The organism is Pseudomonas sp. H3_D04 (assembly GCF_054669175.1).
In genome coordinates this window covers 2009698-2030342 of sequence record NZ_CP162801.1, presented here as the reverse complement: position 1 = coordinate 2030342, position 20645 = coordinate 2009698, and the positions used below count along the sequence as shown (strand labels likewise).

The following is a 20645-nucleotide window of genomic DNA, read 5'->3' as shown; positions in this document are numbered from 1 at the left end:
TAGTAGCAACACTTCTCCCACCACGAACAAGGCTGCGACCCATGGACCCGATCATCGCTGCGACTCATACCGATCCCTATCCCTATTACGCCCGGCTGCGCGCCGAGGGTGGGCTAGTGTTTCACCAAGGACTGAAATTGTGGGTGGCGAGCAGCGCCCAGGCCGTTGCGGCAGTGCTGGCGCACCGGGATTGCCATGTCCGACCGGCCGCTGAGCCGGTACCCAAAGCGATTGCCGACGGCATGGCCGGCAAGGTATTCGGGCAATTAATGCGGATGAATGAGGGCGAGCGCCAGCGTTGCCCGAGGTCAGCGATTGAGCCGGGGTTGGCGCTGATTGATGTGGACGAGGTCAACGCACTGGTGAGCGCGCGGTTGATCACGCCGGATGCCGACGGGTTGTATAACGCCATGTTCCGAGGGCCGGTTTGCGTGGTGGCGGCGCTGTTGGGGTTTTCACCGGCTCAGGGCCGGGCGATCAGTGAGCTGACGGCGAATTTCGTGGCGTGTCTGTCGCCGCTCAGTGATCCGCTGCAATTGGAGACTGCCCACGCTGCCGCTGAGAAATTAAGGGGGCATTTCGTTGAATTGCTGGATGATTCGGGCAATAAAAGCTCACTGCTCAGCGGGATTCGGACGCGTTGCGCGGGTGATCCTGAAATGTTGATTGCCAATCTGATCGGGCTGTTTTCGCAGACGTATGAAGCCACCGCCGGACTGATCGGCAACGCAATGTTGGCGTTGATTAAAAACCTGTCGCTGCTACGCGACTCGACACCCGTTGACGACTTGATCGCCGAAGTTCAGCGCTTCGACCCTTCGGTGCAGAACACCCGCCGGTTTGTCGCAGCACCGTGCGAAATCGAGGGTGTAAGTCTCAATGCCGGCGATGTGGTTCTGGTGCTGCTGGCTTCGGCCAATCGAGACCCCCAACTCAATGAGAGTCCCGACGCATTCATTCTGGATCGCCCGCAGCGGCGCAGTTTTACGTTTGGTGCGGGGCGGCATCAATGTCCCGGGCAACTGCTGGCGTTGGGGATTGCCAGTGCCACGTTGAGCGAAATTCTGCTGCATCCCCCTGCACTGGATCGATTGGCCTGGAAGTACCGGCCTTCGCTGAACGGGCGTATTCCAGTCTTTAGCGAGTATTCCCCGTCGCCGCAATGAAGGTCATCGCCACCAAGTGTCATATTGACTACAGAGCAGTCGTTACGACTACTTTTCAATGGAGTCAAAGTAACAACAGAGCCTCCATAACCCGCGTCCTGCCTGACATCCCGGACTGGCCCGTTTTTTGATCACACGTTTACGCTTTCGATCAACCAACGATCGCCCCCCTAAAAGACAGGCTGGATTATCAGGAAGAGGATTACTGCATGCTCAACGAATTTCACAATCGCGTGGCCGTCGTTACTGGCGCGAGTTCCGGCATCGGCCTGGCTGTTACCGAACAGCTATTGGAGCAAGGCGCTCGCGTATTGGCGATGTCACGCCAGATAGGTGGCCTGGGCGAACTGGCGGAACGCTACAAGGACCAACTCGCCTGGGTGGCCGGAGATATCACCCGCCAAGAGGACCTCGCCCGGCTGGGCACTCGCGCCGAAGCCTTGGGGCCAGTGGATTTCGTGGTGCCCAATGCCGGCATTGCGCAACTGGCCGATGGCCTGGATGTAGCCGCCTTCGACCGACAGTGGGCGGTCAACGGCGCCGGTGCGCTGAACACCTTGGCCTGCCTGCGCAGCCACCTTGCGGCAACCACGTCGGTGGTGTTCATTGGCACGTTCCTGGCCAACGTGACCTTTCCTGGTCTGGCCGCCTACATCGCCTCGAAAGCAGCGCTGATGGCGCACGTCCGGACCCTGGCCGTAGAATTGGCGCCTCACGGCATCCGTATCAACACCGTATCGCCAGGCCCTACGGCTACCCCGATCTGGTCGACGCTTGGCTTGAAGCCTGCGGAACTGGGCGATGTCGCCAACTCGGTGAACCAGCGGCTGCTCGACGGAGAGTTTCTAAAACCGGGTGCCGTGGCAGACGTCATCCTGTTCCAATTGAGCCGTGGCGCACGTAGCGTGTACGGCCAGGATTGGGTGGTCGACAGCGGGTACACCCTGCGCTAGACCCGCATTTGTCTGCGCTTCAGGACGCCACGATCACACCAGTCGATCCGCGACAAACTCGACAAAGGCGTGCAACTTTGGCAACGATTTCCTGGAGCGCGGATACACCATCTGCACCGGTTTGGGCGGCGGTACGTAGGCGTTCATGATCCTCACCAGCTCACCTTTGGCCAACGCCGCCGACACCAGAAAGTCGGGCTGCATCAAAATCCCCTCCCCAGCCACGGCCGCCTGCAACAACACCTGACCGTCATTGCTCTTCAACACGGCGCTTTCGGGCCAGGGCACTTCGCTGGAGCCGTTTCTCAGCGGCCAGGCAAACCGGTTGTTCCAGGACGTATGAGTGAGAATTCGGTGCCGGTGCAGGTCCTCGGGGGACTGCGGTTCCTGCCATCTTTCCAGATACCGGGGCGAAGCGCAGATCACCATGCGATACGGCGGCAACGGCGTGGCCAGCAGGTTGACGCCAATCAGCTCGGAAATCCTGAACGCCAGATCGAATGACGTCTCGTACAGATCGATCACTTCATTGCTCAAAATCAGCTCGACCTGGATCTGCGGATAACGCTGCATGAATTCGGACACCAGCGGCCCGACCAGGGAAACGCCGAGACTCATCGGCGCGGTGATGCGCAACAGGCCGCTGGGTTCCGGGCTGGACGCTTCCACCCGACTGAACGCGTAGTTCACTTGCTCCAGCGCCAGTTTGGCTTCTTCGTAAAACAGCCGCCCCTCGCCCGTGATGGATTGCCGACGCGTGGTGCGTTTAATCAGCTGGGTATTGAGGGTTTTCTCCAGCCCCTGGATATGCCGCCCGACCATGACCGCCGACATCCCGACTTCACTGGCCGCATCGGCGAAGCTGCCCGCCTCGACCACGGCGACGAAGACTTCCATTTGCCTGAGTTTGCTCATGTCCCTGCCTTGCATTCAATACATCAGGTTAAAGGAGTAATAACCGGCGATGCGTTTATCACCCGGGACTTTGTCCCTAGAGTCACTGCATTAAAGTGCATAACGAGGCGCCATTGATGCAAACCCTACTGGACATGTCACTGAGTTCTTTTGCGCGGGCAGACCTGTTGCAAGGCCCGACGCCGATTCAGCGCGCCGAACGCCTGGAACAGCTGCTGGGTTTGAAGGCACAAGGCATCGGCCTGTTTCTCAAGCGCGATGATCACATGTTGATCGGCGGTGGCGGCAACAAACTGCGCAAACTCGAATTCCACCTCGGCGCGGCGCTGGCGGCCGGGGTCGACACGGTCATCACCATCGGCGGTCTCCAGTCCAACCATGCACGGCTAACGGCCGCCGTGTGCGCCCGCCTGGGCATTGCCTGCGAATTGATCCTGACCCGCTCGGTGCCCAAAGCCGAAGTGGACTACGAGCTCAACGGCAACGTCCTGCTCGATCAGTTGTTCGGCGCCGACATACGGGTGCTTGCCGGCGGAAGCGACTCGCTTACCGAGGCCGAGAAACGCGCCGCCCACCTTCGGGAAGCCGGGCGCACAGTGTTGGTGATTCCAACGGGTGGCTCAACGCCGCTGGGCAGCCTCGGTTACGCACGCTGCGCTGCGGAGATCGCGCAGCAGGAAACGCAACTTGGCCTCACCTTCAACCAGGTGGTCGTGCCCAATGGCAGCGCCGGCACCCACGCCGGACTCGCTGCAGGGTTCCAGTTGCTGGGTCGGGGTACGTCGATGGTCAAATCGTATTCGGTCTTGTCTGATCGGGACACGTCAGCGGACAGAACCGTGCGACTGACTCAGGACGCACTGACGTTATTGGGCAGCAGCGCCGTCGTTGAGGCGTCAGAGATTGTGATTGATGGCAGTCAACTGGGCGACGGTTACGGTCTGCCGACCCCCGCCATGCTCGACGCGGTGCGCCTGATGGCTCGCGCGGAAGGTCTGTTGATTGACCCCGTGTATTCCGGGAAAGCGTTTGCCGGGCTGTTGGGTGATATCAGGCAGAGACGTTTCCAGCGCGGTGACAATCTGCTGTTTGTGATGACCGGGGGAACGCCGGGGTTGTATGCGTATCGGGAGACGTTTCAGGTCTGATCCGAAAGGTTAACGGGAATCTGTGGTGAGGGTGCCTCTTCCCTCACCAAATTTGGAAAAAACGACCGAACATTCAGAAAAAACTTACATCCATTTAATGCCCATTGCTATAGCGTCCGCATCGTTTACAAAAGTTGAAACAAGGATGCTCATGGCTAGCAAGACACACACACCTGCGGTTCAAAACCCACCGTCACGCGACGGGCACCCGGCTTGCAACAACCGCCAGGATCACTCGGGAATAGATCAGCAGGCCCACTACGTTTTCTGGATCAGTGGATTTTCAAAAGGTGATGATGAGGGTGACTTCTTAAGGTACGAACTGACCGTTCTACCTGAATTTGAAGCTGCAATATTGAATGTACTTGGCTGGAACAATCTTGATGAAAGCGCCTATGGGGATTGTTTACTGACCGCCGAGCAAATTATAAAAATCGCCATCGCCATTGATGTGCAGCTACCGACTGACCTGGACCTCTTCATAGGCGTGCGGGAATAGTGGGGAAAGCTGTTTGATTGCAGCGAGGGGCTTGCCTCCTCGCAGCACCAGCCATTTCAGCCCACGCGCCAATCAATCATCCCGCGTCAGCACTTCCAGCAATTCAATCTCGAAAATCAAATTCGAATTCGGCGTGATCGCGCCCATCGTCCGCTCGCCGTAGGCCAAATGCGCCGGCACCCACAATTTGCGCTTGCCGCCCACCTGCATGCCCATAATTCCCTGATCCCAACCCTTGATCACCCTCCCTGTGCCAATCACACACTGAAAAGGTTTGCCACGGCTGTAGGACGAATCGAATTCGGTGCCGTCTTCCAGCCAGCCGCGGTATTGGGTGGTGATCAGTGCGCCTTTGACGGCGGCTTTGCCGGCGCCCACTTCAAGATCGATTATCTGCAATTCATCATTCATCATTCATCACGTTCACTCTATTGTTCTCACACCCGACAGGGCCCAATGGGCGCCGTTTTCCCAGAAATGTGCGCCATTGGCAACCCATTCGGAACGGTTTTCGGCATTAACCTCAACTAAGATAAGCAACACCAAGACACTCGGATCAATATGACACGATGGCAACCCCTGAATGAATGACGTCTGGACCAGCGCAGCCATCGGCTCAGTGATGCTTGCCCTGATCATTGCGCTGATCTGCCGCGAGCGCTCGCTGCAAAAGCAATTGGCCGAGCAACGCGCGCTTATCGCCAGCCTGTCTGAAGGCCTGCACATCCGCCAGGACGGCGACGCCGAGCGTTTCAAGCGCAGCCAATACTTCGCCCGCATCGGCACCTGGGACTGGGATGTCGACACCGACAAGCTCTACTGGTCGGACGCGATCTACGGGATGTTCGGTTTCAAGATCGGCGAAGTCACACCCTCCTACGCACTGTTCTGCGCCTGCGTACACCCGGACGACCGGGCCAACGTTCGTGCCGGGGAGTTGCGATGCCTGGAAACCGGTGAAAACCATGACGAGGAATACCGCGTTGTCTGGCCCGACGGTAGCATTCGCTGGCTGCGGGAAACCGGCAACGTGGTCAAGAACGACCATGACGCAACCATCAAGATGATGGGTGTGGTGCGCGACATCACCGAGGAAAAAGCCTCGGCCAGTTACCTGCAACACCTGGCCCATTACGACCCGTTGACCGGCCTGCCCAATCGCCTGGTGCTTGAAGAACGTCTGTGCGAAGCGCTCGAACAGGCACGGGTCAGCGCCACCCGGGTGGCATTAGTGTTTGTCGATCTCAACGGGTTCAAGGCGATCAACGACCACTACGGTCATGCGGCCGGCGACCGGGTCCTGATCACGACCGCTACGCGATTGAAGAAAATCCTGCGCTCGACCGACACCGTTGCCCGGATCGGCGGCGATGAATTCGTGGTCATTCTGCAAGGGTTGCCCCAAGGCGTCAGCCTGCAAGACGAGGCTCGCACCATCTGCCAGAAAATCTTCGTCGAACTGTCACCGCCGATCACCATCGGCAACGACCAACGCCACATCGGCACCAGCCTCGGGGTCGCGGTATTCCCGGACCATGCGCCGAGCATGGACCGGTTGATTCATATAGCGGACCTGGCGATGTATGAGGCGAAACGCAGCGGGAATAATCAGTATCGATTGGGCACTGAAAGCCCGGTGCGCGCTCACAGCGAGTAGCCGTTCGACCTAACGCTCAACCGGCGTAATGTCCACAATCGTGCCGTTGGTGATCATCACCATCATGTACTTGTCATTGATCTGCACCCACTGAGCCTGTTCCTTGGGTGCTTTCAGGCCTTTCGCCTTCCAGTTGCGCAGCGCTTTATCTGTGTGTTGATACATGTCCGGGGCGCGGTCGCCGACCACCAGTTCGCGGGTGTTATTGACGCCGGGCTGGACGGTTTTTGCGGCGGGTTCATCCGCCTGAACGAGGGGGCTGATGCCGGCAACGCCAGCAGCGATGACCAGGGCGGCGATGAGGGATTTGCTGTTCATGGGTGATCCTTGGTTGATGGCATACCCAACTCCGACTGTGTCCGCGGTGAATCATTCCGTTCGCACACATTGATCCGCTTCACGCATTAATGCATGCCAACAATGCACTTATCATATCGATCACCCTGCTCCACCATTCGCCTCAATAAGAACCGTGCACTGCGCCCAGGCAATGCACGTCATAAAAGCGGTGGAGTACAGGTCAATGACAACAGCAATCCCTTCCGGGCGCTCTCGCGCCGGAGCAATTTTCCGGGTCACTTCCGGCAACTTCCTAGAGCAGTTCGACTTCTTCCTTTTTGGCTTTTACGCCACGCAGATCGCCGCCGTCTTCTTTCCGGCCAGTAGCGAATTCGCCTCGCTGATGATGACCTTCGCGGTGTTTGGCGCAGGCTTCCTCATGCGTCCGTTGGGCGCAGTGGTGCTGGGTGCCTACATCGACGATGTGGGTCGGCGAAAAGGGTTGATTGTGACGCTGTCGATCATGGCCAGCGGCACGATATTGATTGTGTTGGTGCCCGGTTACGAAACCATCGGGCTGTTCGCACCGGCCATCGTCCTGATCGGCCGATTGCTGCAAGGCTTCTCGGCCGGTGCGGAAATGGGCGGGGTCTCGGTGTACCTCTCGGAGATCGCCACGCCTGGCAACAAAGGCTTTTTCACCAGTTGGCAGTCGGCCAGCCAGCAAGTGGCAATTATTGTCGCAGCGGCATTGGGGTATGGACTGAATCAATGGATGGCGCCGGCCATGATTGCCGACTGGGGCTGGCGGATACCGTTTTTCGTTGGCTGCCTGATCGTGCCGTTCATTTTCTTCCTGCGGCGCAACCTGGAAGAAACCGAAGAATTCACCGCGCGCAAACACCGTCCGAGCATGGGCGATGTATTCCGCACACTGGCGCAGAACTGGGTGATCGTCTTCGCCGGAATGATGATGGTCGCGCTGACCACGACCGCCTTTTACCTGATCACCGTGTACGCACCGACGTTCGGCAAAACCGTGCTGCACCTGAGCACGTCCGATGCGCTGCTGGTGACCTTGCTGGTGGGGGTGTCGAACTTCTTCTGGCTGCCCCTGGGCGGGGCCTTGTCCGATCGTATCGGACGACGTCCGGTATTGATCGCCATGGCGTTGCTGACCCTTGCCACCGCGTATCCGGCGCTGACCTTCCTGGTCAACGCGCCGAGCTTCATGCACATGCTGCTGGTGTTGCTGTGGCTGTCGTTCATTTACGGCTTGTACAACGGCGCGATGATCGCCGCGCTGACGGAAATCATGCCGGTCGAGGTGCGGGTCGCCGGTTTCTCCCTGGCCTACAGCCTGGCCACGGCGGTATTCGGTGGTTTCACCCCGGCGATGTCGACCTTCCTGATTCAGTACACCGGCGACAAAGCCGCGCCCGGCTACTGGATGAGTTTCGCCGCGCTCTGCGCCTTGTGCGCGACGCTGTATCTCTACCGCCGCTCGACCGGTCGCCTGCAACCGGCGATGTCTTGAACCCGTCCTTTTCGAGAAGATGCCCATGAAGAAGCTATTTAATCTTGCAGCCCTGGCCTTGGCGGCCAGCCTTGGCCTGAGTGCTGTCGCCCAGGCCGAAGAGATTCGCGTGATGACCTCCGGTGGCTTTACCGCTGCCTACAAAATCCTCGGCCCGAAGTTCGCCGCATCCACCGGCAACACGCTCGACACCGCCCTGGGGCCATCGATGGGCAAGGCACCGGAAGCGATCCCCAATCGCCTCGCTCGAGGTGAAAAGGCCGACGTGGTGATCATGGTCGGCTACGCCCTCGACGACCTGATCAAACAAGGCAAAGTGGACCCTGCTTCACGGGTGGAACTGGCGGATTCGCGGATCGGCCTGGTGGTGCGCGAAGGCGCGCCGAAGCCAGACATCAGCTCGGTGGACGGCTTGAAAAAGACCCTGCTTGACGCCCGGTCGGTGGCGTACTCCGACAGCGCCAGCGGCGTATACATCGAGAATCAACTGTTCAAGCGCCTGGGCATCGAAGATCAATTGAAACCCAAATCCACAATGATCCCGAAAATCCCGGTCGGCTCGGTGGTTGCCACGGGCGACTATCAGTTGGGATTCCAGCAAGTCAGTGAATTGCTGCCCGTGCCGGGGGTCAGTTTTGTAGCGAAGCTTCCGGAATCGGTGCAGTCGGTGACACGTTTTGCCGCCGGCATTCCAGTCGGCGCGCAACACCCCGCCGAAGCCAAGGCACTGCTCGACTATATGGCCTCTGCAGCCGCCCAGTCGGACGTGAAAGCAACCGGACTGGATTCGGTCAGCCGCTGAGAACGGGTGGCTGCACTTTCATTTCCACCACCAGCCGTTCCAGCTCCAACGCCGCAGGGGTCAGGGTTCGCCCCCGGCGTTTGATCAGACCGACACTGCGCATCACCTGCGGATCGATCAGCGGCACCCGTGTCAGGATCGGGTGATCGGCTGCCGGCATCGCCATCGACGGCACTGCGGCCACCCCTAATCCCGCCTCCACCAGCCCAATCATCGTCGTGACATGGCGGGTTTCGCAGATACTCGGCCGCTGCGGCACGATGCCGGTCAGTGCCTGGTCCAGCAAAAAACGATTGCCGGACGTCTTGTCCAGCGAGATGTAATCCTGCTGATAAAACTCATCCCAGGTCACGCTGCTACGCCCGGCCAACGGATGATCGCGCCGACAGGCCACCACGTAACTTTCTTGCACCAGCGGCTCGAACTCGACCTCGGCCTCCAGCGCGCCCATGAAACTCAGACCGAAATCCGCCTCACCGTTGACCACTGCGCTGAGCACGTCATGTGCGCTGGAGTCGAGTACCTTGACTTTGATCCGAGGGAATTGCCGGTGGTAATGGGCAATCACGCGCGGCATGAAGTAATAAGCCGCCGAGGGTACACAGGCGACCGTGACATGGCCGAGCCGGGTTGAAGCCACTTCACTGATGCCCAGCAACGCGATGTCGAGGTCATCGAGCAATCGCTCGACACTCGGCATAAAACCGCGCCCGGCCTGGGTCAGGCTGACCTTGCGGGTGGTGCGCTCGAACAAACGCACACCGAGGGCATCTTCGAGTTTTTCAATTCGCCGGCTCAGTGCTGGCTGGGAAATGCGCACGGTATCGGCCGCCTTGCGAAAGCTGCCCTGCTCGACCACGGCACGGAAGGCTTGCAGATCGTTGAGGTCGAAATTGATCGCCATGGTGTGCACTCGAGGGACGGACAGATTGATCAGCTTATCCTATGAATGTAACCAATTGATGCAAGTTGTAACAGCATGACTCCCGCTCTTTGCTGACGTGTGAAGTCCCAACCTTTATCCTGTCGCCCCCACCGTACCGAGTAGCTGGAGTTTTGTCATGCCCCATGAAGGCAACCTTTTACAAGCCGCCGTTGTGTTCCTGTTCGCCGCGGTGCTCACCGTGCCCTTGGCCAAACGCCTGCAATTGGGGGCTGTGCTGGGTTATCTGTTTGCCGGTGTCATCATCGGTCCATCTGTGCTGGGATTAATCGGCAATCCACAAAGCGTCAGTCACATCTCCGAACTCGGCGTGGTGCTGCTGCTGTTCATCATCGGCCTGGAATTGTCGCCGCGTCGCTTGTGGGTGATGCGTAAATCGGTGTTTGGCGTGGGCCTCGCGCAGGTGTTGCTGACCGGTTCGGTGATCGGCGTGCTGGCGCTGTTTGTCTTTGGCCAGCCGTTGAACAGCGCCATCGTCCTCGGCCTGGGGTTGGCGTTGTCATCTACCGCATTTGGCCTGCAAAGCCTGGCCGAGCGCAAGGAACTGACCAGCCCTCACGGGCGTTTGGCGTTCGCGATTCTGCTGTTCCAGGACATTGCCGCGATCCCCTTGATTGCCATGGTGCCGCTGCTGGCGGGCGGTGATCACACCACCACGGCGACCGAGGATTTGAATCACGGTTTGCGGGTGTTGGGCAGCATCGCGGTGGTGGTGATCGGCGGGCGGTATCTGCTGCGTCCGGTGTTTCGCGTGGTGGCCAAGACCGGTTTGCCCGAGGTGTCTACCGCCACCGCGTTGCTGGTGGTGATCGGCACGGCGTGGCTGATGGACCTGGTCGGCGTGTCGATGGCGCTTGGGGCGTTCCTCGCCGGGTTGCTGCTGGCGGACTCTGAATACCGTCACGAACTGGAAGCGCAGATCGAACCGTTCAAGGGCCTGTTGTTGGGTCTGTTTTTCATCAGCGTCGGCATGGGCGCCAACCTGAGCCTGCTGCTCAGCGCGCCAATCACGGTGTTGGGCCTGACCCTGTTGCTGATCGCAATCAAACTGCCGCTGCTGTTTGTGGTGGGCCGATTGGCCGGCGGGTTGGGCAGGGTCAGTGCGATTCGCCTCGGCATCGTGCTCGCTGCCGGTGGTGAATTCGCGTTTGTGGTGTTCAAGATTGGCCGCGACCAGGGGTTGTTCGAGGCGCGTCTGTACGACTTGCTGGTGCTGACGATCACCCTGTCCATGGCGGTCACGCCGCTGCTGTTGCTGCTGTGCGCCCGCCTGTATTCGCCGAAGGTGCAGCCTGTGGTGGTGCCGGAGAAATTCCGCGACATCGACACCGACGCACCGCGTGTGGTGATCGCCGGCATGGGCCGGATGGGGCAGATCGTGGCGCGGATTCTGCGGGCACAAAACATCAAGTTCGTGGCGCTGGACACGTCCGTGGAAACCATCGAGCTGTCCCGCAGCTTCGGCGGCGTGCCGGTGTTCTACGGCGACCCGATGCGCCCGGAAATCCTCAGCGCGGCCAAGGTCGAGCAGGCGGAGTACTTTGTCATCGCCACCGATGACCCGGACACCAACATCAAGACCGCCGAGGTGGTGCACAAGCTCTATCCGCACATCAAGATCATCGCCCGGGCCCGTAACCGTCAGCACGTGCACCGGCTGGTGGACCTGGGCGCCGTGGCGATTCGTGAAACCTATTATTCGAGCCTGGAAATGAGCCGTCGCACCCTGGTCGGACTGGGGCTGACCCAGGCGCAGGCCGATGCGCGGATCAAGCGCTTCAAGCATCACGATGAACAGGTGCTGGAGGCTCAGCATGCGGTTTATGACGATGCCGCGAAGGTGCTGCAGACCGCCCAGGAAGCTCGGGCGGAACTGGCGCGGTTGTTTGAGGCGGATCAGATGGAGGAGCGGGAAGCGGGCAAGGCTTGAGTCATTGAGTCATTGGGTGATCGTGATGCCGCCTTCGCGGGCAAGCCTCGCTCCTACAAGGGCAGCGGATCTGTAGGAGCGAGGCTTGCCCGCGAAGAACGATAACGCGGTGTAATGTCAGGCCAACTTCTTCAACCCAACGCGCTCCTCGGCAAACCGATCCGCCAAAAACGGTGTGATATCCAGCGGCAGCGGTTCGTTGTTAACCAGTTTATCCAGCAGCACCCCGGTAATCGCCGACGTCAGAATCCCCGTGCGGAAATGCCCACAGGCATTCAGATACCCCTCCACCCCTTTCATAGGCCCGAGAATCGGCAACTCATCCGGCGACCCCGGGCGCAGTCCGGCCCAGGTCCGTTTGAGATTCACATCCGCCAGCTCGGGAAGACAGCGCACCGCCCCCTGCACCAGCCCGGCAATTTCCGGGTAGGTGGTGCTCACGTCGAAGCCTTTATCCTCCGTCGTGCTGCCAATCAGGATCTCGCCGTTGTCTTTCTGCGCCACATAACAATCGCTGGTGGTCAGGCAACCGTTGAGGATTTTCGGCAGGCGTTCGGTCAGCAGAATCTGCCCCTTCACCGGTTTCACCGGAATCCGGATACCGGTGGCCTGCTCACTCAAATCCGCCGCCCAGGCACCCGCTGCGTTGATCAGCGTGCTGCAGTGAAACACTCCGGCTTCGGCCGTCTGCACACCGCTGACGCGAGAACCCTGGTGCAAAACCCCGGTGACGTTGGTGTTGAAATACAGGTCCACGCCGTTCTGTCGCGCGCCTTCGGTGTAGGCATCGGCCAGTCGGAACGGACTGACTTGATGGTCGCAGAGAAATTCCAGCGCCCCGCTCGCCTCATGGCTGACACTCGGCTCGGCCGCGCGCAGCGCCGCCTGGTCGAGCCAGCGCACCTGATCGGCCAAATGGGGAATACAGGCTACGATGTGTTCGGCGTAGAGCCGGTCTTCCTCGTCGTAGATCACGAATTTCAGGCCGGTCTTTTCGAACTTGAAATCCATCCCGTGACGGTCTTTCAATTCGCGGTGCAGTGCCGGGTACATCGCGTTGGACTGCAAGGCGAAATCGAAGAACGACTGCGGCAGGATGTGCGGCGTGCTGGAATCCACCACCACCGCCGAACCCTGGGCTTCACGCTTGCGGTTGGCTGACATCATGCGAAAGAAAATTACCCCGCAGCCCAGTCCTACCGACTCGCCAATCGCCCACAAGCCGCCGGCTGACGCGCGGGTAGCGTTGCCCGGGCGCTTGCAGTCGATCAAGGCGACTTTGAGGTTTTTGCGCTTGGATAACTGATAGGCGCAGGACGCCCCGATCACTCCGCCACCGGCGATGACCACGTCATAGAACTTACTCATGATTCGCGGCCTCCGTGCCGACGGAGTGGAACGCAGAAAAGGGAATCGGATCGATAGGGAAACGCGGCCGCAACCAACCCACGTCCTGCCGACCGGTGACTTCGCGCAAGCGGTCGGTGCAATAGCCGACGCACATCCGCCCCTGACAATCGCCCATGCTCACCCGGGTGCGCATTTTCAGGCTGGCCAGGTCTTGCACGCCTTGCTCCAGTGCCCGGTCGATGTCGGCGCGGGTCGCGTGTTCGCAACGGCAAATCACCGTATCGGCGGCCGGCAGCGCGGTTTGCCCGGCGCCGCGCTCGGTGTATCGGTCGACCGCCGCGCGAAAGCGCACGATGGCCTTGAGTTTCGACAAATAGCGATTGCGCCGTACCAGGGCCAGTTCCGCGTCCAGCACGTCCCGTTGCAGCAGGATCGATGTGGCCGCAATCCGTCCCGCGAGCATCGCCGCTTCGCCACCGCGAATGCCGCCCATGTCACCGGCCAGGTGCACGTGAGGCTCGCTGCTTTGCTGCCAGATATTGGCACTGGCCCGCAGGTAACCGTCGTCGCTGTACCCGTGGTTCAGGCCCATCTGCTGACTGAGTTGGGTGCGCGGGATAAAACCGTAGCCAACCGCCAGGGTTTGCGCAGCAATCTGCTCGGCACGGCTCAGGTCCGGCACCCAGGTGCTGGAATATGGCGCCACGGTCACGGCATTCAGCTCTCCTTCGCCCTGCGCCGCCACCACGCCCCAGCCGTAATGCATGGAGATGCCATGCAGCTTGAGGAACGCGAGCATGCTCAAGCCATCGAGGAACAACTGCGGCTTGTTCAGCAGTGACAGGCTTTCCCGAGCGATCTTGCCGAACGCACTGGCCTCGTAAACACCCGCGACGCTGACACCGGACGCGTGCAGCTGACAGGCCACCAACGGCAATAAAGGGCCGGTGCCGGCGATCACCACGGGGCCTTGAGGCTTGACCACCCCGCTCTTGATCTGCAATTGCAGGCCGCCCAGCAGGATCACGCCGGGCAAGGTCCAGCCAGGGAACGGCACGCTGCGTTCATGGCAACCGGCGGCGAGCAGCAATTGCGGGTAGTCGACTTTCTGCAACTGCTCCTCGCTGTCCAGCACCACCAACGCGCGCGTGCCTTCGGCACCGACCACGCGGTGATTCAGGCGCACCTCGATCAGTGCTGCGTGCGCCTGGAACTCGCCATGCAAGGTGGCCAGCGCCTCCGAGTACCGCGGCCCCAGATAGTCCAGTTGCACGCCATCGCGCAACGGTCCGCGATAGACCACCCCGCCCAGCCGCGAAGCTTCTTCAAGCAACGTACAACGCACGCCGTGCCGGGCCAGTTCAATGGCCGCCGCCATCCCTGCCGGCCCACCGCCGACGATCACTGGAAGCAGGCTCATACACCCTCCTGCTCAACGATGCGGTTGACTTGGGTTTCGACCCGCATGCCGTCACGCACCACGGTCTGACAGGCGCGACGTTTGTGCCGACCATTGATTTTCACCAGGCAGCATTGGCACACGCCCATGCCGCAATAGGCGCCGCTGATTTGGTCGTGATCGTTACGGGCCACCTGGCGCAGGCCAAGGGATTGAATGACCGAGAGGACGGTTTCACCAAGGGCGGCGCTGACCGGTTGGCCGTTGATATGCACAGTCATATCCGCGCGCGGTAGCGGCTGGATATCAAACATTCTGTCTAGGCGAGGCATTGCGATGTTCTTCCATGAGAGTTCAGGTGAGGTTCCACAGCTCCTTGCTGCACTACACCTTGCGGGCCAACGACTCGGTAAAAGGCTCGCACCGGTACTTCGACAGCGCAACAGGGTGCGCGTCAAAGCAATGTAGTCGAAGCCACAGAAGGGGCTTGGATCTTTTACGGTAGGAGATATTGCAGAAGAGAATATTGATCCAGGCCAGTGAAAGACTCCGCCCCCCCAACTTGCCGATCAGTTAGAGAAAACGTACTGACCCTTGACCTTTTTCGAGCCCACGAAGCCCAGGTCCGGGAACAACAGGTTTTTTACCAAGGCGACGAAGAACACCATGCCCAGGGTGATAACGACGCCGACCACGGTCATCACCGGGTCTTCTTCATATCCCTTGAACATCCGCGAAATCTGGCTGACGGTCAGAATCACGTAAATGGTGTAGGCCTGTGCCACGTTTTTGTAGAAGCCCCAGGCAAACGCCAGCGGTACCAACACCGCAAACAGGGTGAAAAACACGACCGCACCAGAACCGATCATCGCGCCCAGGTAAAACCCGGACACCGCACCCAGCAAGGCCTGTACGCAGGTCAGCGCGATCAGAAGGGTGACCTTGCGTGAATGCTTTTCCCGCAATGCCGGATCGGGCCGGGCGCCAATCCAGTAAGCCAGCACCCGATCCTTGACCGCCCCACCGGAGAACGCCTTGAACGTCTCGGTTTTGGAGCGCCCGGCGTCGAGCATCGCCACCAGTTGCCGCTTGATTTCCTTTTTGTCCAACGTACTTCTCCCCTTCTTGAGTCAATGCAAAATAAAGGTGGGAGCGAGCCTGCTCGCGAAAGCGGTGCATCAGGCGACATCCTCATCGACTGAAAGTCCGCTATCGCGAGCAGGCTCGCTCCCACAGGGGGCATCTTCGCTTTATTGGCCGCCAGAAAGCAAAACGCCGCTTCCACCCGAGGCGGAAGCGGCAGAGGCATTAGCCTCAGTCGATCAATGCATGAACAGGGCGATCAGGATGATGATCGGGATGGGCACGCCAAGAAAAAACAGTAGTAATGAGCGCATGGTAATTCTCCTGGTTTAGCGAACAGGTGGCACGGAAGTGGTGGTCACGTAGGTGTCGGTTTCCAGATACACCACGGCATCCCGACGACGGCCGCCGAAGGTCGCGGCAAGGCTGGCAAAAAACGCACCGATCAGCAGTGCAATGAACATCCACAGCGAGGTCCAGGCAGCGACTTTGGCGGCAGTGTCAGCCGCTTGTTGCGCAGCGAGCTTGGCGTCGGCCACGGCTTTCTGGGTGCGGGCGTAGACTTCATCGACACGGCGTTCGGCATCGGCCTGGGTCAGGTTGGTGCGCTGGGCGACCAATTGCGCCAGGTAAGTCCGGTCTTCGGCGGACAGCTGACCGTCATTGCTCAGGGAGCGAACGAAGATGCGAGTCACGGTGCTGCGGGCGGCGTCATCGCTGACGGCAGCCGGACGATCATCGCGGAACAGACTGTCAACGAAATAGCCGTACTGGTCACTGTCGGTATTACCCGCCGCGGTGCCCGCCGCTTGAGTCGCAACACTGGCAGCGCCACCGACCACACTCGCCCCGGCTTGCACGCCACCGCTGACAATGCTGCTGACCGAACCGACGACCAGTGTCGCGGTGACCAGCGTGGCCACGCACCAGGCCAGGAAGCCATGGGCTGTGTCACGGAAATAGACTTCATCGCCATGCATGTTGGCCCACTTCACCCGCAAGCGACCGGCGATGTAACCACCGAGTCCGGATGCGACGATTTGCGTAGCGGCCAGCCAGATGATCGTCGAGATCCCCAGGCCCTTGGCACTCACGCCTTCATTGGCCCAGGGTGAAACAGCCGAGAATCCCAGACCAAATCCCAGCAGCACCAGAATCAGCGACAACGCCGCCGCTGCAGCGGCACCGGCAAAGATCGCGCCCCAGGACACACCCGATAGCGTGCTTGATTCTTCGTAGGCGGGATAGAAACCATCAGAGGATCTATTCATTGTTTTATCGCTCCAGGCAGAAAGATGGTGTTACAACTCTTCGAAGAAGGAAGTGCAGTCACCGTGCCAGTCGCAAACTTTAAATAAATCGTTTAATTTCAATGACTTATAAATTTTGAACTTCCAATCCCGTTGCATTTTGCAAGGATGGCTGGATAGCAGCGGGTTTTATGCATTGATCAAAAGCGAGCTCGCATGAAGTTTTATTTAGAAAGCCGGCGGTCATTTCTTGGCAAAATGCCGCTCTATGTTGAGCACCTCTAATCAGGCAGGCCCCATGACCCGCATCTTGACCATCGAAGACGACGCCGTGACCGCCCGGGAAATCGTCGCCGAACTCAGTAGCCACGGCCTCGACGTCGATTGGGTCAACAACGGCCGCGAAGGCCTGGAACGTGCGGTCAGCGGCAACTACGACCTGATCACCCTCGACCGCATGTTGCCGGAGCTCGATGGCCTGGCCATTGTCACCACGCTGCGGACCATGGGCGTGGCCACGCCGATCCTGATGATCAGCGCCCTCTCCGACGTCGATGAACGAGTGCGCGGCTTGCGCGCCGGCGGGGACGATTACCTGACCAAGCCGTTTGCCACCGATGAAATGGCCGCCCGGGTTGAAGTCCTGTTGCGTCGCCAGAACACGGTCACGGCCCAGGCAACCACGCTGCGGGTGGCCGATCTTGAGCTGAACCTGATCAGCCACGAAGCCAGCCGCGACGATCAACTGCTGACGCTGTTGCCCACCGAGTACAAGTTGCTGGAATTCCTGATGCGCAACACCGGGCAGATTCTGTCGCGGATGATGATTTTCGAAGAAGTCTGGGGGTATCACTTCGACCCCGGCACCAACCTCATCGATGTGCACATCGGCCGGCTGCGCAAGAAGATCGACCCGCCTGGCAAAGTCCCACTGATTCGGACCGTGCGAGGCTCGGGTTATGTCATTGCTGAACCCCTCTAACGGCTGGCGCTCATCCAGCAGCCGCTTGCTCGCGCTCTACAGTTCACTGTTCGTGATCTGGAGCGGGATTCTGATGGGGGTCATGTACTACGAGGTGTCCGCGTACCTGGACAATCTGGCCAAACACTCGCTGATGCAGCGCCAGCACCTGTTTTCGCACTTTCAAGGCGAACAATTGGCCGACGCCCTCGCCGTCAGCATGACCTTCGACATTCGCGGCATCGACGCCTATGGCCTGTTCGATTCGCAGCACCGTTACCTCAGCGGTGCGCTGCGGCACATGCCCGAAGGCTTGCCGCTGGATGGCAAGATCCACATGCTCGGCGACTGCGCCGAGTCTGACGACCCCAGCCTGCCCACCGACAGTTGCGACGCGGTCGCGACCCAGACCAAGGACGGTCGCTGGCTGGTGCTGGTTCGCGATAACGGTTCGTTGTTTGCCGTGACCCGGATCATTCTGCACGCGTTGCTCTGGGGCGTGACGCTGACCATTTTGCCCGGCATCGCCGGTTGGCACCTGTTGAGGCGGCGTCCGCTGCGGCGGATTCGTGCAATCCAGGCCAGCGCCGAGGCCATCGTCGCCGGCGACCTGACCCGGCGTTTGCCACTGTCCAATCGCCGCGATGAGCTGGACATGCTCGCGGCCATCGTCAACGCCATGCTCGAACGCATCGAACGCTTGATGAACGAGGTCAAGGGCGTGTGCGACAACATCGCTCATGACCTGCGCACACCGCTGACACGCTTGCGGGCGCAGCTGTATCGAATCCAGCAGCAGGCGGATGACGGCTCGACGCTGGCCGTGCAGCTGGACTCGGTGCTCGGTGAAGCCGATACCTTGATGGCGCGGTTTCGTGGATTGCTGCGGATTTCCGAACTGGAGGACCGCCAGCGGCGTTCCGGTTTTGTACAGCTGGATCCGGTGCCGTTGTTGCAGGAGCTGCATGATTTTTACCTGCCGCTGGCGGAGGAAGGCGAGCTGCTGTTCAAGCTGCAATTACCTGCGTCACTGCCAATGTTGAACGGCGATCGGGCGCTGTTGTTTGAAGCCGTGGCGAACCTGCTGAGCAACTCGATCAAATTTACCCCGCCCGGTGGCGAGGTGATTTTGCGCGGGGTCAATGATGCTGGGCACACGCGAATCGAAGTGCTCGACTCAGGGCCGGGTATCCCGGAAAGCGAACGCGAAGCGGTGTTCCAGCGCTTTTACCGTGCCGAGAGTGGGAATCAGAAAAGCGGGTTCGGGTTGGGGCTGTCGATCGTCGCGGCGATTGTCAGCCTGCATGGGTTTGCGCTTGAAGTGGGCACCAGTGAACTGGGCGGTGCGCGGTTGGTGCTCGATTGCGGCCACGATCTGCTTCCCCAGACCTGACCCGGTCTCCCTGAACGAACACATCCCCCTGTAGGAGTGAGCCTGCTCGCGATAGCGGTCTATCAGTCAATCTCTATGTTGAAGCTGAAGACGTCATCGCGAGCAGGCTCACTCCCACAGGGGATTTATTGTGTTATCAGGTTGGGTAGTTCGCCCGCAGGGCTTCAAGACCGCCCTGATAGATCCCGGCAAACAACGCTTCAACTTCTGTTTCACTGACACCGTCGGGCGTAAAGCGACCCGACCACGTCACCCGAGCCCCCTGCCCCTGAGCCTCGACCTTGATCGTCGCCAGGTACTCGGTCGCCGGAAACGGTGCATGCAAAATCGAGTAGCTGTAAGTCTTCCCGGCGTTATCAAACGTCTCCAACCGCTCAACCACCTTCGCCCCATCCGCCGTTTGCAGGCTGCGCACTCGCCCGCCTTCACTCAGTTCGCTTTTCGGGATAAACGGCAGCCAGTCCGGCAGCGTGTCGAAACCGCCAATCAATTGCCACACCTCATCGGCCGAAGCCGGAATGTCGATAAATGCTGATGCCTTTGCCATGTAATCCTCTCTCTCAATCAATAAATTCAGATGGCCATGCTGTCGACGACACCGCCGTCGACCCGCAATGCCGCGCCCGTCGTGGCCGAGGATAGCGGCGAGGCGATGTAGGCCACCAGGTTCGCGACTTCTTCGACATTCGCCACACGCTGGATGATCGAGGTCGGCCGGGCCTTGCGCACAAACGCATCGGCTTCTTCCCGGACACTACGCCCCGATTCGGCGGTGGCCTCCTTGAGCATCTGCTCCAGGCCATCGGTCAATGTCGGGCCGGGCAGGATCGCATTGACCGTCACGCCAGTGCCCGCCAGCCGTTTGGCCAGGCCGTGGGACACCGCGAGGTTGGCGCTTTTGGTCACGCCATAATTGAGCATGTCGGCCGGGATAGCGATCCCGGATTCCGAGGACAGGAAAATCACCCGGCCCCAGCCCTGCTTGACCATGTCCGGCACGTAATGCCGGGACAGGCGCACGCCGGAGATCACGTTAACCTCATAAAAGCGCGTCCACTCGCTGTCCGGCGTGTCGAAAAAATCCACCTCGTTGAAGATCCCGAGGTTGTTCACCAGGATGTCCGTGCGCGGTTCGGCGGCGAACAGCTTTTCGGCACCGTCGGCGGTGCCGAGGTCAGCGGTCAGGCCACGCAATTGCGCGCCCGGCACACTCTGGCGAATGCTCGCCAGCGCCTGCTCGACCTTGGCCGTCTCGCGGCCGATCACCACCACCGTGGCGCCGGATTCGGCCAGCGCCTTGCTGATGCCCAGGCCAATGCCGGCGGTGCTGCCGCTGACAATGGCGAGTTTTCCAGTCAGATCGATTTTCATGCTCAAACT

At 60.0% G+C, this 20645-nt stretch carries 21 protein-coding genes; 10 read left to right on the top strand and 11 right to left on the bottom strand.

Annotated elements, in window-relative coordinates; genetic code table 11:
* The first annotated feature begins 41 nt into the window (after positions 1-41).
* Both AB4N91_RS09570 and AB4N91_RS09565 read left to right on the top strand, forming a co-directional pair.
* The gene (locus AB4N91_RS09570; protein WP_460112360.1) at positions 42-1166 is read left to right on the top strand and encodes a cytochrome P450; all 1125 of its coding nucleotides are present in this window, start codon (positions 42-44) and stop codon (positions 1164-1166) included.
* A gap of 209 nt (positions 1167-1375) precedes the next feature.
* The gene (locus AB4N91_RS09565) at positions 1376-2119 is read left to right on the top strand and encodes an SDR family NAD(P)-dependent oxidoreductase (protein WP_154501135.1); all 744 of its coding nucleotides are present in this window, start codon (positions 1376-1378) and stop codon (positions 2117-2119) included.
* 33 nt (positions 2120-2152) lie between these two features.
* Here AB4N91_RS09565 and AB4N91_RS09560 read toward each other — a convergent pair whose 3' ends face one another.
* A complete protein-coding gene (locus AB4N91_RS09560) occupies positions 2153-3034 on the bottom strand; it encodes a LysR family transcriptional regulator (protein WP_460112359.1) in 882 nt (293 codons plus the stop codon).
* Positions 3035-3150: 116 nt separating this feature from the next.
* On the opposite strand from AB4N91_RS09560, the gene AB4N91_RS09555 reads away from it, so the two are divergent.
* Positions 3151-4182 (top strand): D-cysteine desulfhydrase family protein, encoded by a 1032-nt coding sequence (locus tag AB4N91_RS09555; protein ID WP_288115297.1) that lies wholly within the window; start codon positions 3151-3153, stop codon positions 4180-4182.
* 151 nt (positions 4183-4333) lie between these two features.
* Positions 4334-4681 carry a pyocin S6 family toxin immunity protein gene (locus tag AB4N91_RS09550; protein WP_306163359.1) on the top strand — a complete coding sequence of 116 codons (348 nt, stop codon included), beginning with the start codon at positions 4334-4336 and terminating at the stop codon, positions 4679-4681.
* A 72-nt stretch (positions 4682-4753) separates the two neighbouring features.
* Here AB4N91_RS09550 and AB4N91_RS09545 read toward each other — a convergent pair whose 3' ends face one another.
* Positions 4754-5092, bottom strand: a complete 339-nt coding sequence (locus AB4N91_RS09545) for an FKBP-type peptidyl-prolyl cis-trans isomerase (protein ID WP_102594364.1) — start codon at positions 5090-5092, stop codon at positions 4754-4756.
* Positions 5093-5264: 172 nt separating this feature from the next.
* Between AB4N91_RS09545 and AB4N91_RS09540 the strand changes: the two genes are divergently transcribed.
* On the top strand, positions 5265-6338 hold the full coding sequence (locus tag AB4N91_RS09540; protein ID WP_010455194.1) for a sensor domain-containing diguanylate cyclase: 1074 nt from the start codon (positions 5265-5267) through the stop codon (positions 6336-6338).
* Positions 6339-6347: 9 nt separating this feature from the next.
* On the opposite strand, the gene AB4N91_RS09535 is transcribed toward AB4N91_RS09540, so the two are convergent.
* Positions 6348-6656, bottom strand: a complete 309-nt coding sequence (locus tag AB4N91_RS09535) for an RcnB family protein (protein WP_102594365.1) — start codon at positions 6654-6656, stop codon at positions 6348-6350.
* Positions 6657-6861: 205 nt separating this feature from the next.
* Between AB4N91_RS09535 and tcuC the strand changes: the two genes are divergently transcribed.
* Entirely contained in the window at positions 6862-8154 is a 1293-nt protein-coding gene (tcuC, locus tag AB4N91_RS09530) for an MFS transporter (RefSeq protein WP_010455198.1), read from the top strand.
* A gap of 25 nt (positions 8155-8179) precedes the next feature.
* Complete coding sequence (locus AB4N91_RS09525) at positions 8180-8956, top strand: substrate-binding domain-containing protein (RefSeq protein WP_010455200.1); 777 nt, start codon at positions 8180-8182, stop codon at positions 8954-8956.
* Here AB4N91_RS09525 and AB4N91_RS09520 read toward each other — a convergent pair.
* Positions 8946-9860, bottom strand: a complete 915-nt coding sequence (locus AB4N91_RS09520) for a LysR family transcriptional regulator (protein ID WP_460112358.1) — start codon at positions 9858-9860, stop codon at positions 8946-8948. The two genes, AB4N91_RS09525 and AB4N91_RS09520, sit on opposite strands and share 11 nt — an antisense overlap.
* Positions 9861-10017: 157 nt before the next feature.
* Between AB4N91_RS09520 and AB4N91_RS09515 the strand changes: the two genes are divergently transcribed.
* Complete coding sequence (locus AB4N91_RS09515) at positions 10018-11829, top strand: monovalent cation:proton antiporter-2 (CPA2) family protein (protein ID WP_460112357.1); 1812 nt, start codon at positions 10018-10020, stop codon at positions 11827-11829.
* A 117-nt stretch (positions 11830-11946) separates the two neighbouring features.
* On the opposite strand, the gene hcnC is transcribed toward AB4N91_RS09515, so the two are convergent.
* From hcnC to AB4N91_RS09490, 5 genes are all read right to left on the bottom strand, one after another.
* Complete coding sequence (hcnC, locus tag AB4N91_RS09510) at positions 11947-13197, bottom strand: cyanide-forming glycine dehydrogenase subunit HcnC (RefSeq protein ID WP_154913351.1); 1251 nt, start codon at positions 13195-13197, stop codon at positions 11947-11949.
* A complete protein-coding gene (gene hcnB / locus AB4N91_RS09505) occupies positions 13190-14599 on the bottom strand; it encodes a cyanide-forming glycine dehydrogenase subunit HcnB (protein WP_460112356.1) in 1410 nt (469 codons plus the stop codon). The genes hcnC and hcnB overlap by 8 nt, the downstream gene beginning before the upstream one ends.
* Positions 14596-14910 (bottom strand): cyanide-forming glycine dehydrogenase subunit HcnA, encoded by a 315-nt coding sequence (gene hcnA, locus AB4N91_RS09500; RefSeq protein ID WP_010455211.1) that lies wholly within the window; start codon positions 14908-14910, stop codon positions 14596-14598. Before hcnA ends, hcnB begins: the two co-directional genes overlap by 4 nt.
* 237 nt (positions 14911-15147) lie before the next feature.
* Positions 15148-15687 (bottom strand): hypothetical protein, encoded by a 540-nt coding sequence (locus AB4N91_RS09495; RefSeq protein WP_010455213.1) that lies wholly within the window; start codon positions 15685-15687, stop codon positions 15148-15150.
* 303 nt (positions 15688-15990) lie between these two features.
* Positions 15991-16932 (bottom strand): hypothetical protein, encoded by a 942-nt coding sequence (locus AB4N91_RS09490; protein ID WP_010455215.1) that lies wholly within the window; start codon positions 16930-16932, stop codon positions 15991-15993.
* 277 nt (positions 16933-17209) lie between these two features.
* On the opposite strand from AB4N91_RS09490, the gene AB4N91_RS09485 reads away from it, so the two are divergent.
* Both AB4N91_RS09485 and AB4N91_RS09480 read left to right on the top strand, forming a co-directional pair.
* On the top strand, positions 17210-17893 hold the full coding sequence (locus tag AB4N91_RS09485) for a response regulator transcription factor (protein WP_010455216.1): 684 nt from the start codon (positions 17210-17212) through the stop codon (positions 17891-17893).
* Entirely contained in the window at positions 17871-19265 is a 1395-nt protein-coding gene (locus AB4N91_RS09480; protein WP_010455219.1) for a sensor histidine kinase, read from the top strand. The genes AB4N91_RS09485 and AB4N91_RS09480 overlap by 23 nt, the downstream gene beginning before the upstream one ends.
* A 136-nt stretch (positions 19266-19401) precedes the next feature.
* Here the strand turns inward: AB4N91_RS09480 and AB4N91_RS09475 are convergent, their stop codons facing one another.
* The gene (locus AB4N91_RS09475) at positions 19402-19812 is read right to left on the bottom strand and encodes an SRPBCC family protein (RefSeq protein ID WP_154913343.1); all 411 of its coding nucleotides are present in this window, start codon (positions 19810-19812) and stop codon (positions 19402-19404) included.
* A 26-nt stretch (positions 19813-19838) separates the two neighbouring features.
* Complete coding sequence (locus AB4N91_RS09470; RefSeq protein ID WP_010455223.1) at positions 19839-20636, bottom strand: SDR family NAD(P)-dependent oxidoreductase; 798 nt, start codon at positions 20634-20636, stop codon at positions 19839-19841.
* Between the last annotated feature and the right edge of the window lie 9 nt (positions 20637-20645).